This window comes from Pseudomonas sp. IT-P100, assembly GCF_949767185.1.
Lineage (GTDB): Bacteria > Pseudomonadota > Gammaproteobacteria > Pseudomonadales > Pseudomonadaceae > Aquipseudomonas > Aquipseudomonas fluorescens_B.
Genome location: NZ_CATKQK010000011.1, coordinates 820046 through 835388, shown reverse-complemented (window position 1 = coordinate 835388; position 15343 = coordinate 820046). Strand labels below are relative to the sequence as shown.

Annotated in this window: 12 protein-coding genes and 2 pseudogenes; 13 read left to right on the top strand and 1 reads right to left on the bottom strand. The window is 54.8% G+C overall.

Annotation, left to right across the window (positions count from 1 at the left end; translation table 11 throughout):
• The first annotated feature begins 19 nt into the window (after positions 1 to 19).
• The 3 genes from ACM6IQ_RS12240 (at position 20) to ACM6IQ_RS12230 (ending at position 3944) form a co-directional block, all read left to right on the top strand.
• Positions 20 to 1474 carry a flavin-containing monooxygenase gene (locus ACM6IQ_RS12240; RefSeq protein ID WP_414878888.1) on the top strand — a complete coding sequence of 485 codons (1455 nt, stop codon included), beginning with the start codon at positions 20 to 22 and terminating at the stop codon, positions 1472 to 1474.
• Between the two features lie 22 nt (positions 1475 to 1496).
• The gene (locus ACM6IQ_RS12235; protein WP_414878887.1) at positions 1497 to 2438 is read left to right on the top strand and encodes an alpha/beta fold hydrolase; all 942 of its coding nucleotides are present in this window, start codon (positions 1497 to 1499) and stop codon (positions 2436 to 2438) included.
• A gap of 126 nt (positions 2439 to 2564) precedes the next feature.
• Positions 2565 to 3944: a VOC family protein gene (locus ACM6IQ_RS12230; protein ID WP_414878886.1), complete on the top strand. Its 1380-nt coding sequence runs from the start codon at positions 2565 to 2567 to the stop codon at positions 3942 to 3944.
• Between the two features lie 96 nt (positions 3945 to 4040).
• Here ACM6IQ_RS12230 and ACM6IQ_RS12225 read toward each other — a convergent pair whose 3' ends face one another.
• Complete coding sequence (locus ACM6IQ_RS12225; protein WP_414878885.1) at positions 4041 to 4718, bottom strand: type 1 glutamine amidotransferase domain-containing protein; 678 nt, start codon at positions 4716 to 4718, stop codon at positions 4041 to 4043.
• A gap of 410 nt (positions 4719 to 5128) precedes the next feature.
• Here ACM6IQ_RS12225 and ACM6IQ_RS12220 point away from each other — a divergent pair, with 410 nt between their 5' ends.
• From ACM6IQ_RS12220 to ACM6IQ_RS12175, 10 genes and pseudogenes are all read left to right on the top strand, one after another.
• On the top strand, positions 5129 to 5644 hold the full coding sequence (locus ACM6IQ_RS12220) for an Hcp family type VI secretion system effector (RefSeq protein WP_007919523.1): 516 nt from the start codon (positions 5129 to 5131) through the stop codon (positions 5642 to 5644).
• Positions 5645 to 5771: 127 nt separating this feature from the next.
• The gene (gene tssI / locus ACM6IQ_RS12215; RefSeq protein ID WP_414878884.1) at positions 5772 to 7826 is read left to right on the top strand and encodes a type VI secretion system tip protein TssI/VgrG; all 2055 of its coding nucleotides are present in this window, start codon (positions 5772 to 5774) and stop codon (positions 7824 to 7826) included.
• A complete protein-coding gene (locus ACM6IQ_RS12210) occupies positions 7823 to 8395 on the top strand; it encodes a DUF4123 domain-containing protein (protein ID WP_414878883.1) in 573 nt (190 codons plus the stop codon). The genes tssI and ACM6IQ_RS12210 overlap by 4 nt, the downstream gene beginning before the upstream one ends.
• Positions 8395 to 11118, top strand: a complete 2724-nt coding sequence (locus ACM6IQ_RS12205; RefSeq protein ID WP_414878882.1) for a toxin VasX — start codon at positions 8395 to 8397, stop codon at positions 11116 to 11118. The genes ACM6IQ_RS12210 and ACM6IQ_RS12205 overlap by 1 nt, the downstream gene beginning before the upstream one ends.
• On the top strand, positions 11109 to 12047 hold the full coding sequence (locus ACM6IQ_RS12200; RefSeq protein WP_414878881.1) for a hypothetical protein: 939 nt from the start codon (positions 11109 to 11111) through the stop codon (positions 12045 to 12047). Before ACM6IQ_RS12205 ends, ACM6IQ_RS12200 begins: the two co-directional genes overlap by 10 nt.
• A 293-nt stretch (positions 12048 to 12340) precedes the next feature.
• Positions 12341 to 13435: a DUF6708 domain-containing protein gene (locus ACM6IQ_RS12195; RefSeq protein ID WP_414878880.1), complete on the top strand. Its 1095-nt coding sequence runs from the start codon at positions 12341 to 12343 to the stop codon at positions 13433 to 13435.
• A gap of 59 nt (positions 13436 to 13494) precedes the next feature.
• Positions 13495 to 13587, top strand: a pseudogene (locus ACM6IQ_RS12190) (type VI secretion system tube protein Hcp); the annotation flags it as partial.
• 120 nt (positions 13588 to 13707) lie between these two features.
• Complete coding sequence (locus ACM6IQ_RS12185) at positions 13708 to 14058, top strand: hypothetical protein (RefSeq protein WP_414878879.1); 351 nt, start codon at positions 13708 to 13710, stop codon at positions 14056 to 14058.
• Positions 14059 to 14193: 135 nt separating this feature from the next.
• Positions 14194 to 14329: pseudogene (locus tag ACM6IQ_RS12180) on the top strand (RHS repeat-associated core domain-containing protein); the annotation flags it as partial.
• Positions 14330 to 14979: 650 nt separating this feature from the next.
• On the top strand, positions 14980 to 15201 hold the full coding sequence (locus ACM6IQ_RS12175) for a hypothetical protein (RefSeq protein WP_414878878.1): 222 nt from the start codon (positions 14980 to 14982) through the stop codon (positions 15199 to 15201).
• The last annotated feature ends 142 nt before the right edge of the window (positions 15202 to 15343 follow it).

Sequence of the window (15343 nt, the reverse complement as noted above, 5' to 3'; positions counted from 1 at the left end):
ACGATAAAAAAGGAGACCCATGCAAACTTTTCAAGTGTTGATCATCGGCAGCGGATTTGGCGGACAGTGTGCGGCGATCAATTTGCTCAAGGCCGGCATTGATGATTTTCGACTGCTGGAGCGGCGGGACTTTTTCGGCGGCACCTGGTGCCAGAACACCTACCCCGGTGCGGCCGTCGATGTGCCCTCACCGCTTTATTCGCTGTCCTTCGCCCCTTACCGCTGGACCCAAATGTTCGCTGAACAGGCCGAACTGCATCGCTACACGCAGTACGTGGTGGATGAATTCGGCCTGCGCGACCGTGTGGAACTGGAAGCCAACGTTGAACGCATCGAATGGGACGACGACGCCAGACACTGGGCGGTGCACACCGCGAACAAAGGCACGTTCTACGCCCGGTTCCTGATCAATGCCACGGGGCCGCTGAGTCAACCGGTCATTCCGCATTTCGAGGGCATGGAGCGCTTTCAAGGCAAGACTTTTCACACGAACAACTGGGATCACACCTACGACTATCGGCAAAAACGCGTCGCCATCGTAGGCAGTGGCGCCAGCGCGGCGCAGGTGATTCCGGCCATTGCCCCGGACGTCGAGCATTTGCATGTGTTCCAGCGCACGCCGCACTGGGTGCTGCCACGGGCCGATCGCGCCTTCGGCCCCTTCCAGCGCTGGTTGCTCGGCCTCAAACCGGCCTACAAGGTGCTGCGCTGGATGATTTATTGGCAATTCGAAACCCGGGTGATCGCCTTCAAATACTCGAAACCGGCGATCCGCCTGGTCCAGCAACACGCCCTGCGCTTCATCAAACGCCAGGTCCCCGACCCCGAACTCAGACGCAAACTGACACCGGACTACACCATCGGCTGCAAGCGCGTCATTGTTTCGAGCACCTTGTACCCGGCACTCGGTCGGCCCAACGTAACGTTGCACAGCCGCGAACAGGGCATCGCGTCCATAGACGAAACCGGCGTCGTCACCCAGGACGGGCAGCACATCGACCTGGACCTGATTGTCTGGTCCACCGGTTACGACGCCACCGACGGGGTGATTTCCTACCCGGTAACAGGTAAAAACGGCAAGCAACTCAGGGATTTCTGGGCCACCTATCCTCGCGCCTACCTCGGTACCAGTCTGCCGGACTTCCCCAACCTCTTTATCGTCACCGGGCCCAACACCGGCATCGGCCACACTTCGGCGCTTTTCATCATCGAATCCCAGATGAACTACATTCTCGATTGCATTCGCACGCTGAAAGAACAGGGTTTGCGCAGCATCGAAGTTCGCCCCGAGGCAGAACGTACCTACACTGAAATGATCCACCGGGAAATGGAACGCACGGTGTGGAAGTCCGGAGGCTGCCACAGTTGGTATCAAAGCAAGAGTGGTCATGTGATTGCCATGTTTCCCGGGTTCAGTTTCAGCTACCACCGAATGACCCGGACGCTGAAACCCGCCGATCACATCTTGTCCTGATCAGAGAGAAGGGAGACGCCTGATGCTTTTGTTGGTTGTCGCAATCGCGGTTTTCGTGGCCTGGAGCTGGTTGAGCTACCCGGCCATCGGTCACTGGCTCTATGACTTGAACATGGCGGCCGAAGCCAGGCTGTATCGGCTGCACAAGATCGTCGTGCCGATTGCCGAAATGACCGTTTCGACCTGGCAGGGCGGACCGTACGAAGCCTCAAGCAGCGTGCTGATGCTGCACGGCTACAGCGCTGACAAGAACATCTGGCTGCGCTTCGCCCGGCATTTCGTCGGCACTTACCGGGTCATCATCCCCGACATCGCCGGGCATGGCGAAACCGGCTTCAAGGCCGGCGGTGGTTATGACATTCCCTTGCAGGCAAAGCGGATGATCCAGTTGCTTGATGTCTGCGGCGTCGAGAAGGTGCATGTGATCGGCAACTCGATGGGCGGCTACATGGCGGCGTGGCTCGCGGCGACTTACCCGGACCGCATCGCCTCGGTTGCCCTGATCGACCCGGCCGGTGTCACCGCGCCCGAAATCAGTGACCTGGAACGCCATCTGGCCAAGGGCCACAACCCGTTCCTGATTAACTCCCGGGAAGAATTCCGGCGCTTCTACGCCATGACCATGGCCGAGCCGCCATGGGTGCCCGGCGTGGTGCTGGACGCCATCGCCCAGCGTTATGAACAGTCTCGGGATGAATTGGAAGAAATCTTCAGGGACTTCCGTGCCAGCCCGCCAATGGAGCCGAAGCTGCCCGACATCAAATGCCCGACGCTGTTGCTGTGGGGGCGCAAGGACCGCTTGATCGACGTCAGCAGCGTGGCGATCTGGAGCAAAGGCATCGAAGACCTGCGGGTGGAAATCTGGGAAGGTGTCGGCCATATGCCGATGGTCGAGGCACCGGCGGGAACGGCGCGGCTGTATCGTGAGTTTTTGGCATCCCAGCGCACTCAACTCCACGTGTAACACCTGCCAGACTGGCTATAGCAGTCCTTTGCAGAATGAAGTCCGTAAGATTCTTCGTTTGTCGGCGCCGCTGAAGGCTGCGATCTTTTCCCCCATCCTTCACGTCACCGCGCCTGGAATTTTTTCATGAGCCACCCAAGCTTTGTCAGCCCTGACCTGATCCGCCAACGCTTCTCCAAAGCGATGTCCGACATGTACCGCAAAGAAGTGCCGCTGTACGGCGCGTTGATGGAACTGGTGGAACAGACCAACCGCCATGTGCTGGACAGCGAACCGCAGATCGCCCGGCAGTTGAACAGCACGGGCGAAATCCAGCGTCTGGACCTGGAGCGCCATGGCGCCATTCGCGTCGGCACGGCCGCTGAACTGGCGACTCTCGCCCGACTGTTCGCGGTGATGGGCATGCAGCCCGTTGGCTACTACGACTTGACCCCGGCCGGCGTACCGGTGCACTCCACGGCGTTCCGCGCAGTGCATGAGGCCGCGTTGCAGGTCAGCCCGTTTCGGGTGTTTACCTCGCTGCTGCGTCTGGAGTTGATCGAAGACCCGGAACTGCGTGCCTTTGCCCAATCGGTGCTGGATAAGCGCTCGATCTTCACGCCCACTGCGCTGACCCTCATCGAACGCGCCGAGTCCGAGGGAGGCCTCACCGAACAAGAGGCGCAGGAGTTCGTTCTGCAGGCGCTGGAAACCTTCCGTTGGCACCACAGCGCCACGGTCACCGCCGAGCAATACCGGAAACTCAGCGCCCAGCATCGCCTGATCGCCGATGTCGTGGCATTCAAGGGCCCGCATATCAACCACCTGACGCCGCGCACCCTGGACATCGACATTGTGCAGGCGCAAATGCCCGCCCACGGCATCACCCCCAAAGCGGTGATCGAAGGCCCGCCCCGCCGTCAGTGTCCGATCCTGCTGCGCCAGACCAGTTTCAAGGCGCTGGACGAACCCGTTGCCTTCACCGATCAAGCCGAAAGTCACGGCAGCCACAGTGCCCGGTTCGGCGAGATCGAGCAGCGCGGTGCCGCGCTCACGCCCAAAGGTCGGGCGCTTTATGACCGTTTGCTCAACGCTGCCCGTGACGAACTCAAGGACTTCCCCAACGAAGCCAACGCCGCACGCTACAACGCGCTGATGACGCAGCACTTCAGCGAATTTCCTGACACCATTGAGGGAATGCGTCAGCAGGAACTGGCGTATTTTCGCTATTTCGTTACGGAAAAAGGCCAAGGGGCGGAAGCGCTTAAGTCTTCGTCGCTGGAAGATCTGCTCAGCGGCGGTTATTTGCGGGTTGAACCACTGGTTTACGAAGATTTCTTGCCCGTCAGCGCAGCGGGGATTTTTCAGTCAAACCTGGGGGATGCGGCGCAGGCCCACTATGGCGAGCACTCGAATCGGCAAGCGTTCGAGAAGGCCCTTGGGCGATCGACCATCGATGAGTTGGGGTTGTATGCCGAGACGCAGCGGCGTTCGATCGAAGCGTGTTTTGCAGCGTTGAACAATTGAGTCATTAACAATGCAAAAAAGATCGCAGCCTGCGGCAGCTCCTACAGAGGAATGTGGATTCCTGTAGGAACTGCCGCAGGCTGCGATCTTTTGATCCTATTTCAACTTCGCCAACAACGCTTCCGCCGTGGCCTCGGACGACGCCGGATTCTGACCCGTCAGCAGCAGACCATCGGTCACCACATAACTCGCCCAGTCATCGCCCTTGGAATAAATCCCGCCCTTCTCCTTGAGCATGTCCTCCACCAGAAACGGCACAACGTTCGTCAGTTGCACCGCCTCCTCCTCGGAGTTGGTGAAACCCGTCACCCGCTTGCCCTTGACCAGCGGCTGACCATCCGCACCCTTGACGTGACGCAACACGCCCGGCGCGTGACAGACCGCCGCCACCGGTTTGCCTGCCTTGTACAGCGCCTCGATCAACGCGATCGAGTTATTGTCTTCGGCCAGATCCCACAACGGGCCATGGCCGCCCGGATAGAAAACCGCATCGTAATCGTCAGCCCTCACACTGCTCAGCAGCGCGGTCGATGCCAATGCCGACTGGGCCGCGGAGTCTTTGCGGAAGCGATCGGTGGCCGCGGTTTGCGCGTCCGGCTCGTCGCTCTTCGGGTCCAACGGGGGCTGCCCGCCCTTGGGCGACACCAGCGTCAGCTGAGCGCCAGCATCCTTGAAAGCGAAATACGGTGCGGCGAACTCCTCCAGCCAGAAGCCGGTTTTCTTACCCGTGTCACCCAATTGATCGTGGGATGTCAGAACCATCAGGATTTTCATGTCGCGCTCCTTGAATTCGGAAAATGTTCAGTCACCTCGGCGCTGGGTTTGACCATCAGACTGCGTCGTTCGTTGCACTTTTCACAGAGGCTCTCTGCGTGATGGCCAACCGCCTTGATGCGCAAGAAGTTGCGCAATCGATACGGCGAGACACGTTACTTAAGGGCTGAGCGCCCGACTTTTCAGGCCTTCCGGCCCAGTGCGCAAGAAGTTGCGCAGTGCTGCGCAAGTTCTTGCGCACATTCAGGGGTGAACGTTGCCCGGCAAGCTTTTTCAGTGGCCAATAACACACATAAAACACTGATTTATATAACTTTAATCGTTTCTGGCACGGACCTTGATAACAGTCATGCACCCACCGGGCGATATCGCCTCCCGGGCACCTCACTTATTCAGCAAGGAGAGCATCCATGGCAACACCAGCGTACATGTCCGTCACTGGCGAAAAACAAGGCCTGATCACTGCCGGCGCATTCACCGCCGACTCGGTTGGCAACACCTACCAGGAAGGTCACGAAGACCAGGTCATGGTTCAGGCTTTCAGCCACGACGTGATCATCCCGCGTGACCCGCAATCCGGCCAGCCGACCGGTCAGCGCGTACACAAGCCAGTCGTGATCACCAAGGTCTACGACAAGGCCTCGCCACTGCTGCAAGCTGCTCTGACCTCCGGCGAGCGCATGAGCGAAATCGTTATCCAGTGGTTCCGTACTTCGGCTCAAGGTACTCAAGAGCACTACTACACCACCAAACTGGAAGACGCCATCATCGTCGCCATCAACAACAAAATGCACAACTGCCAGGATCCAGGCAACTCGCACTTCACCCACCTGGAAGAAGTGCAGTTCACCTATCGCAAAATCACCTGGACCCACGAAGTATCCGGTACTTCGGGTTCCGATGACTGGCGTGCTCCAGTCGTTTAATTACGGCTGATCGTTGCAAACATCGGCCAGCTCTGCTGGTCGATGTTGTTTACGCCCCTCCAGAATTTCGCGTGCGTTGATCCGCCTTGCGGTCGACGAACGCCGCAGTGCACACGAGGAACAAGGGATGTTCGCGCCGGCCAATCAGACTCACTTTGCCCTGACCATCGAAGGTCTTTCCAACGACTTCCAGGTCCTGTCCCTGCAAGGTCGGGAAGCCATCAGCCAGCCGTTTGTGTTTGAGGTGGAACTGGTCAGCGAAAAGCCGTCCCTGGACCTCGAAAGCCTGCTGCACAAACCGGCCTTTTTGCAGCTCTCGCCCGACGGCAGCGGCATTCATGGCCAGATCTATCGCGCTGCCCAGGGGGATTCCGGCAAGCGCCTGACCCGCTACGCGGTGACCCTGCGCCCGCAACTGTCCTACCTGGCGCATCGCATCAACCAGCGCATCTTCCAGAACCTCACGGTGCCGAAAATCATCGGCCAGATCCTCGAAGAACATGGCATCCAGAGCAATGCCTACGCATTCAAGGTCGGGGCGATTTATCCTGAACGCATCTACTGCGTTCAGTACGATGAATCGGACCTGCAGTTCATCCAGCGCCTGTGCGAGGAAGAAGGTATCCACTACCACTTCCAGCACAGCGCCACAGCCCACAAACTGGTGTTCGGCGATGACCAGACGGTGTTCCCGAAACTCGCGCCGGTGGCCTATCAGCAAGACTCCGGCATGGTCGCCAACGACCCGGTGATCAAACGCTTCGACCTGCGCCTGGAAACCCGCACCAGCCGCATCACCCGCCGCGACTACGACTTCGAAAAACCGCGCATCACCCTCGAAAGTGAAAACCGCGGCGACGCCCTGCCCGATCTCGAAGACTACGACTATCCCGGTCGTTTCATCGACCGCGAACGCGGCAAGCACCTGGCCAAACGCGCCCTCGAACGCCACCGCAGCGACTTCCAGCTGGCCGAAGGCAAAAGCGATCAGCCGTTGCTGGTCAGCGGCCACTTCCTGGCCCTGACCCAACACCCGAAAGCCAAATGGAACGACCTGTGGCTGCTGACCGAAGTCCTGCACGAAGGCAAACAGCCGCAAGTGCTGGAAGAGTCGGTCACCAGCAGCACCACCAACCTGAAAGACGATTTCCACCAGGGTTATCGCAACCGCTTCCAGGCCACGCCGTGGGACGTGCCGAATCGCCCACCGCTGACGCAGAAAAAACCGCGCATCCTCGGCAGCCAGAGTGCGGTGGTCACCGGCCCCAAAGGTGAAGAGATCCACTGCGACCAGTACGGCCGCGTCAAAGTGCAATTCCACTGGGACCGCGAAGGTCAGGCCGACGACAAGACCAGCTGCTGGCTGCGCGTCTCCTCCGCCTGGGCCGGCGCGCACTACGGTGGCATCGCCATCCCACGGATCGGCATGGAAGTGCTCGTCACTTTCCTTGAAGGCGACCCCGACCAGCCGCTGATCAGCGGCTGCCTGTACCACAAGGAAAACGTCGTCCCGTACGCCCTGCCGGCGAACAAGACCCGCACCACCTTCAAAACCCTCAGCTCACCGGGCGGCGCAGGCTTCAACGAACTGCGCATCGAAGACAAGAAAGGCCAGGAACAGATCTTCCTCCACGCCCAGCGCGACTGGGACGAAAACGTCGAACACGACCAGAAAATCCGCGTCGGCAACGAACGCCACGACACCGTCGAGAAAAACAGCTACAGCGAATTCAAGGCTGAAGAACACCACACCGTTTATGAAGACCGCAAAGTCGAAGCCCGCGCCAACGACCACCTGACCGTGGGCGTGAATCAGCACATCAAGATCGGCACCGGGCAATTCATCGATGCGGGCCAGGAAATCCACCTGAGCAGCGGCATGAAAGTGGTGCTTGAGGCCGGGAGCGAATTGACACTCATTGGTGGCGGCAGCTTCATCAAGATCGATGCGGGCGGCGTGACCCTGAGCGGGCCGGTGATCAACATGAACTCCGGTGGCGGACCGGGCAGCGGAACGGGCGCGGCGCCGTTGTTGCCGGGGGTGTTGAAGCAGGCGGATGCGGATAAGCCAGGTATGCCTATCGAGGCATTGGTAAAACAGAACATGGTGTTCAGGCAGACACCGTCGGGGGTCTGTGAAGTCTGCGAGGCAGCAAAAGCAGCAAAAGAGGTGCAGAAATGACCAACAGCAATGGCCGCGATGGATTCCTGCTGATGGATGGCGCGCATTTGGAAGATGCAGTGGTTTGGCTCTATCAAAACTATCCGAGCCACCAACCGATGCCCCTGCTGCTCGGAACGCCTTACGAACCCATTGCCGAAGCCGGCCCCATTCTGCTCGACGCCCCGATGGGTAGTCCCGCGTATCAAGCGTGGTCGCACGCGGACGGAAACTTGAGTAACGGGATATGGCTGCAAACTCAGCAATCGGCCAGCCAAGTATTCAATACGTTACAGCGACGAATCCGAATCTATTCCCCGGACCGACGAGAATTTTGGCTGCGCTTGGGTGACGCAACGCCGATGCGACAAGCATGGCTTGCAGGCGCGGTCTGGCCAATCGGCTTTTGGCATGGGATCGATTGCGTGTGGGTCAATCATGAAGGCAGTGCGAAACGTGCGTGGGCTAATGAAACACCCAAGGAAGATTGTGCCCCCAATGATAGCGGCATCAACGCGCAGATCGTTTTAACCTGGCCGTTGCTTGAGGCATTGGCTTCTGACACCGATAAATCACAGGAAGTCATGTAATGAGCCAACCAGCGCCTGCAAAACCAGAATTCAAACCGGCCGGCTGCCCATTACTCACCGCCGTGATACCACTACGTTACGCCATTGGCCCAACGCCCAGCCTCGATGTCGGCGCAATGAATTTGCCACCGCTTAACGGCAACTTTCCCGAGCTGGGTGACAAGAACGCGGTTACTCGTGGCAAGCCACTGAATTATGTCGCGCGCTTCCTCCGTAACGGTTACCTGTACGTATGGCAAACCTCCCCGGCAAAGCTCGTCGAGTTCACTGTCGAAAATACGATGCTGCAAGAAACCGCTCGCGGTGGCAAAGTCATCGATAAGAGTAAAAAACCTTATCTGATGCTGCCGGCTGGTACACCGGCGATGCTCGTTTGGTCGCCTACGCAGTGGACAGATCAACAGTTCGCGGCGGCTAAATCAAAAGCCAGCACGCGCACGCGGGTGATGCGTGCGTTTACACCTGGCGCCGCCCCCGCCAGCGGTAAAGCAGAGGGCATCTACGACTTCATTGGCGACTACAAAGAGCCGGAAGGTTTTCAATGGAGTTGTGAGTCCTCGACCAAAAATGCACCTAAATGGCAGCCAACATTGGTGTCGATGAAACGCTGCGAACAGCAGGCGTATGTCATAGCTGATGATGCGTGGGGTGTCTGGAAAGATTTGGCCGCGATGACTCGAGCCAGACAAGCTGCGTTTGACGATCTTCGTCAAAAACGCAGTGATGACTGGGCCATTGCTGGTGCGCTTAAATCACTGAGCGAAAACGACTCTAAAATCAAACAAGAACTGCCTTCAATGACCCGCCATGCCGAGCTTCTGAAGGTATGGAAGGAGCAGGAAACTGAAGAATCCGGAAACAAAAACGATATTCGGCGGATAACCCAACTTTGGAGTGATTGGCTTCAAACATTTAATACCAAGGGCCCGTCCACGCTTGATACAGCGGCAGGCCATTATGACATTACCCAATCAGAGGCTCGAGCTGAGCTGGAGAAAAACTTCGCAGCAGCTTGCTTGGGACCTGCTGGCTGCAGCATCAGCGCCAAGGCTCTGGCTGTAGCACTTGACCCTGAAAAAGGAAAAGAAGGGCACTCTTGGTTGATATGGTCCTTGCTGGGTTTATCTCAGCGCATGGGCCTCGCAGAGCTGAAATCACTGCTAGATATTTCTGACTCTATTAATGACAATGGCGCTGCCATGGCTAACGCAGCGAGCAGCAAGGTCAAAGATTTATTCGCTGCAATTAATAAAGTTGCTCATAATCTGGCATCACATACACCCGCCCCAATATTAGAGGCGTTGTTCCTGTCTCTTGCACCCGTAGCTGGTAACGAGTTACACGATAACGGGAAGCCTCCAAGCACCTTGGCAAGAATTTACATGGGTGCTGCCATGGCGCGAAGCGGTCAACGTATCGAGACTGTCAATGCCACCCCGAAACAAATAGGCGAGTGGCTAAGTGATTTGATGGGAACACGCCCAGCGGTGCCGAGTAAAAAGTTAAAATTAACGCCAGTTGCTTCTGCTGTACAAGATGCACTTCCCTTCTTCATTCTCGTTCCTGCAAAAACGACAGGAGCCGCAGCTGAAAAACTTGCGTCTATTTCTGAAATGGTTGCACCAGAGACCAACCTGAGAAACTTGCTCAACCTTAGCAAAGATTCAATGGACAAAGCCCCAGCAAAGTGTGTAGTTGCTTTAATGGCCGCAATAAATTTTGGATACGCATTAAAACAACTTATCGATAAACGATCTGCGAAAGGCGTAATAAACCTTGTAGGCGCTGGCGTGGGCCTTGGAGCTGCGACCGCAGCAGTTTGGCAAAAAGTCGCCGAAATAAACTGGGAAACAGCAGTAAAATCTTCGGGCAGTAACTCCTCAACAGCTCGAATTGCTTTGGCAGATGCTCTTGGATTTAGCTGGAAAGCAGCAGGCTTACAGAGTGTTGTTTCAGCATTCGATATTGTTGTGTATGGCATTGAAGCATTTGAGTCCTATCAGGATGGTGACTTTAATACATCCGCTATTAATGCAGGGTTAAGCGTTGCGTCAGCAGCAAACCTCGCTATTTATGTTCAGACCTTCCGGACAATCCGAGCTGCGCGCGCGGCGGTTATTTTTGGCGAAGCTACTGCAGTGGGACGAGGTGTAAGCCAAGCACCTCACCTGGCGTTTAAAGCAGTGGGAATAACAATAATTATAGTGGGCGGTGTCATAGCCAGACTTTATACTCAAGACACCCCTCTTGAGAAATGGGTTAAAGGCACGCGCTTTGGCATAAGCCCAGCTGACTGGTCGAAAACTTACGCCGAAACCATGACTGAGTTTTATAAAATTGTTTTCCCTATCAGTTTTGATGCATACCGACTGAACGAACTTAACCCCTACAGGGGCATGGTAGAAAGCACCTACCTAATGCTTAAGCTTCCCGGAAAAACTGAAATAACTGACAACATGATTCTTTTCGAAGGCGAAGAGATATGGGGAGGTATTTTCGGCTATGGCAGCAAGCGCGAAAAGGTAACATGGACAGGAGACAACTTTGATCGCCACGAAGGCACCCGCGTAGCGAATGATCCAGGTGTTGCCACTTACAGGCGCGTGTATCATACCGACCGAGAAGGCCGAGCGTTAAATCGTATCCGTGGTCAACTGACCTACTCTCCACTTGAAGGTGTGTCTTTACCGCCGATAGAAATCAAGGACATCGCATGGCTCTGAAAGACCTCATAAAACAGGCAAATAAAAAATATGGAGCCCCGCCTACGGTCGTTCTCAGGGCTGATGAGCCAACAGGCAAGGCTCCTTTAGAGCTATTCATTACCGATGAGCACACCGAAAATTATCTCACATTGAAAATGAGCGGCGATGCTGAACGGGGTGCAATGACAGGCATGCTCGCAGGCATCGCATCTCCGCTTGGCCTGCTTCTGTCAATATGGATGACGATGGAAGGAGAATGGGCGCTGGCAGCTTTGTCTCTCGCCATTGCGATTCCTATGTTTGTAATTCCTTTCTTATTTGAAATTTGTCGACCTCTTCCTCTACCCGTTCTATTCAATCGTCGCACTCGTGAAGTCTACTTTGAAAAAGAAGGCGAATTGTTTCATTCTCCATGGGATGGAATTCAAGCGATGGCATGCGAGTTTCAAATTGTCGGACCCTATACTGGCGGCATTGGAAATACGTCTTTAGAAATAATGCTTAATCGTTTTCGCGACCCTGGTAATTCATTAATGATTAGCCTCGGATCACCTATAGGTAAAACCCTGGATATGCAAAAAGGATTCTGGGAATACATACGTGCCTATATGAACAATGGACCATGGTTTGACGAGCGAGGCAATTACAGCGAATCAGATAATTTTGTGAAAAACCAACTAAACCTAAACACGAAACCATCAAGCTTTCTTGCTCATTGGCGAAAAACCATCGCGGACAAAAAAACTGCAACAAATGGGAAAAACTATCTCAGTGGTATGGACGCGCTCATGTTTCTAGGACACATAATGTTCTATCCTACCCATTGGATTCAGGATTTCACCTATAACATTGCAAAACGTAAGTCTCGTAATCGGTGGCCCACGGTCGTGCTGGAGCGTTTGCAGTCAGATGGTCCTACCACGAGATTGGTTGATATTGAGAAGTAGAGACAAATAGTTCCTTATGAGGTGCAGGTCCAGAGTTCTGCCCTGGCAAAGCCCCCTACGAAGGCCGCCCCAAAGCCGCCTTCCCTAAGGAAGTCCTGGAATGGTCAAAACCTATCCCCGCCGAGCAACACGCTAAGCCGAGCGAAGCGTTGCTCAAGGAGAGCGCTGAAATCCGGAAGGCCTTCTCCAAAGGGCAGAACCTGTTGGATTACTTCAAGGTAAAATTTGCCGAAACGGATAAAGAGGCTGCCGTGGGCGCGCCCTAGGCCGAACCCACCTTATGGTAATCCTGAATGACACCTACTTCTCCGCAGTACGACGAGTTCGATATTCGACAGCAGCGCCCTGTCACAGGGGAAACTCGTCGTTTTCCCACTGGCGAAGCATTGTTCCTCTCTCCTCTACCAGTTCCTACCGGGCAAATCCCAATGGATCTCGGCGGTAGTTTTGTTGAAGTCAACGACACCTATCTGGACTTGGGCAGCAGTAATCTCACCAAGTCTTTCCAAGCACGATTAGCGGTGTCACTCCCGACAGTCGTAGTTATCGTTTGTCTATTTATTCTCCCAACCTTGATGGGCTTCGCAGCATTCATAAATCCATTTGGCAGAAGCTTTTGGTTTTACTTCAACGATTTTTTTGAGTTCGGACTATCACTAGCGCTCTGGTGTGGAGGGGGAGCGGCGCTGATTGGCCTGTACGCGATTATCAGCACCACAAGAAGCAAAGCCCGCACCCGCCCCATCCGATTTAACCGTCAACGCCGAGAGGTCTGTTACTTCCCGAACGGCTCCGACGAGCCCGTGATCCAGCCTTGGGAAGACACGGTTGCGTGGATCTCAGTCAGCACCGGATTCACCGGAGTAGGCGTAATCAGTAGCTTCACCTTTGGTATGGCCATAGATAATCCCAAGGCCAATACGGTGCACTTTCTTACACAGGAGGTCATGACGCCTGTTCATGGACTAGGCAAATGGGAAGCCATACGTGTCTACATGGAAAAAGGACCTGAGTTCTGCCCTGGCAAAGCACCCTACGAGAGTCGCGACACCTTCGATAAAGAACGACAAGACATGCACGAGGAATACCAGCACAACGAACGCTCCGCTTTAGGAGTTGGTTGGTGGTACCTGACGCACCTGATCACCTGGTGGCGTTTTCCGTACTGGGTTGCGGAATGGGACCATCGTTTCAGTATGAAGTCTCTACCTGATTCCATTGCTGAGTGGTCCAAACCTCTTCCGTCTGAACAATGGGCCAAGCCAAGCCCAGCGCTTAAAGAGCAAAGCTCGAAAATCGAAAAAGCCTTTGCTCAAGGGCAGGATTTTATGACGTACTTCAAGGCAAACCTAAACGAAAGCAAGGCAGAAGAATCATCAAATAGCTGAGCTATATGATTGCCAAAAATCAGGTGGCCCGATAACCGTTAGATCAAGTCTGAGCTTTTACAAAACTGGAAGGCGCCATCATCGTCGCCATCAACAACAAAATGCACAACTGCCAGGATACGTCGAACTCGCACTTCACCCACTTGGAAAAAGCTTTTAACATCTATCCAGCAACAAGAGATGAGCATCTATATAGATGGCACGGTGGTAGTTTCCAAAACGAGACCAAAGGAAGACCACTTAACCCATTGGTACCCGAGGATTTTTGAGCCATGACTAAGATAAGTATTGCTTCTGCAGCCCCCACTAGCGACCTTGAAGTGGCCAAATTCCTGCACCAACGATTTAAAATGTCGCTGATTGGCTCACAAAAAAAGCTCGCCATGGGCGATAAAGGCTTTTTTTACACGCGTGACCTCTATCAAAATGACCATGTTGAGCGCGACAAGGATATTCGCGACATAATTAGTTTCTTCAGTCAAAAGAAACTTCCACTACTGCTCCTGGAAATCGAAGATGAGCAGGAATGGGGTGATTTAGATACAAACCACCTTAGTCAGTATTCGATTTCTGAAGAGGAACTGCTAAACGCGCTGGACTCATCTAAAGGACTTTACGAGTAGCAGAACCCATTTCTCATACTTAAATGCTTGACCTGCCTTCGATGAAAAGAGGGTGTTTTGCTGACGACGTCAGCAAAACACCCTAACAGTCAGGATCGCCTAGACTGCGCACGGTAATCGAGTTTTACCAGACTCGAGGCAGAGACAGGTCTCCATTACAATCGTCATTAGCTCTTACAGTCCAATTGCAGGGCGATTTCAGACACTGGGTCCCATGAAGCTTGCGGGCGGCTTGAACAACTACCAGTACGCATCTAACCCTACTGGCTGGCCTACTTGGGGTTGATGTTCAGAGCAATTACGAAAGCTGCTCCAGTCTCCCCAAGAAGGCTCCGCTGAAGCCATCCTCGCACTGACCCAGCCCCGGCGAATCATCTTCCAGGCAATAACCCTAAGCGGACACTAGCGTCAAGAGCGGAGACGTCACCCCACCGGTGGTCACCGAATCAAAGCCTGACGTCTACGTCGGACCATCCGGGCCGGACTCAACATTGCCATCTACCGGCTACCGGTATATGGGCTACAAAAATGCTGACGGAAGCGTCAACGGTCACGCGCAGAATACGATCGACACTCAGGAAGCCAGGCTTTCGTATTTTGGTTTTGAAAAATTTGAGACTGGAGACGCTGCGACGGAAGCTTCTAGGTTCGCGCGCCCAAACACGTCACTGCGGCAGATCCATCGCCGGCATGGAATGACGGCCGTCTGCGCTTGAAATTTGACACGCTACAGCTCTACAAGGACGGAGCACCAAACGTTACAGTGCCGTACGAATTTGGTGGCAAAGGTCCGAATCTGGAACCGTTCACCAAAGCCTACCCTGAGTACGGAACGGGCGGCTCGCAACAACTCATCCCAAAACCGGGAAATCCCACTGTCATTAAAGTGGATGAAGTCACTATTTTGCCGGAGTAGTAAACGTGCTAACTGACCTGCAGGCCCGCGTATCCCTTAAAGAGCTGATCGAAAAATACCTGAAGGGAAGAGATCCCGATTACGATCGTCTGATCGAAATCGTTCAGGATACTTCAAGGCAAGTACCGATCAGAGGGGTGCTCGAAGACATCCGACGGTTCAATAATGTGCAATTCACGCAACAGGAACTTGAACTGATCGACGACCTTTTATACATGTACGGGTAAGCGGCTTACACGCTAGCACTCATGCTGGTCTTCGGTGCTGACTTTTTCTGGTTGCTACCTAGCCAGGCTCAACGAGGAGACGCAGCAGACGCCATTTCTCTCATTCTCCACTCGCGAATAGACGTCCGCTACCTACCCAGGT

What these genes read in the sequence shown, in the direction of transcription:
- ACM6IQ_RS12240 (WP_414878888.1), top strand. Translation starts at nt 20, where the DNA reads ATGCAAACTTTTCAAGTGTTGATCATCGGCAGCGGATTTGGCGGACAG.
- ACM6IQ_RS12235 (WP_414878887.1), top strand. Translation starts at nt 1,497, where the DNA reads ATGCTTTTGTTGGTTGTCGCAATCGCGGTTTTCGTGGCCTGGAGCTGG.
- ACM6IQ_RS12230 (WP_414878886.1), top strand. Translation starts at nt 2,565, where the DNA reads ATGAGCCACCCAAGCTTTGTCAGCCCTGACCTGATCCGCCAACGCTTC.
- ACM6IQ_RS12225 (WP_414878885.1), bottom strand. Translation starts at nt 4,718, where the DNA reads ATGAAAATCCTGATGGTTCTGACATCCCACGATCAATTGGGTGACACG.
- ACM6IQ_RS12220 (WP_007919523.1), top strand. Translation starts at nt 5,129, where the DNA reads ATGGCAACACCAGCGTACATGTCCGTCACTGGCGAAAAACAAGGCCTG.
- tssI (WP_414878884.1), top strand. Translation starts at nt 5,772, where the DNA reads ATGTTCGCGCCGGCCAATCAGACTCACTTTGCCCTGACCATCGAAGGT.
- ACM6IQ_RS12210 (WP_414878883.1), top strand. Translation starts at nt 7,823, where the DNA reads ATGACCAACAGCAATGGCCGCGATGGATTCCTGCTGATGGATGGCGCG.
- ACM6IQ_RS12205 (WP_414878882.1), top strand. Translation starts at nt 8,395, where the DNA reads ATGAGCCAACCAGCGCCTGCAAAACCAGAATTCAAACCGGCCGGCTGC.
- ACM6IQ_RS12200 (WP_414878881.1), top strand. Translation starts at nt 11,109, where the DNA reads ATGGCTCTGAAAGACCTCATAAAACAGGCAAATAAAAAATATGGAGCC.
- ACM6IQ_RS12195 (WP_414878880.1), top strand. Translation starts at nt 12,341, where the DNA reads ATGACACCTACTTCTCCGCAGTACGACGAGTTCGATATTCGACAGCAG.
- ACM6IQ_RS12185 (WP_414878879.1), top strand. Translation starts at nt 13,708, where the DNA reads ATGACTAAGATAAGTATTGCTTCTGCAGCCCCCACTAGCGACCTTGAA.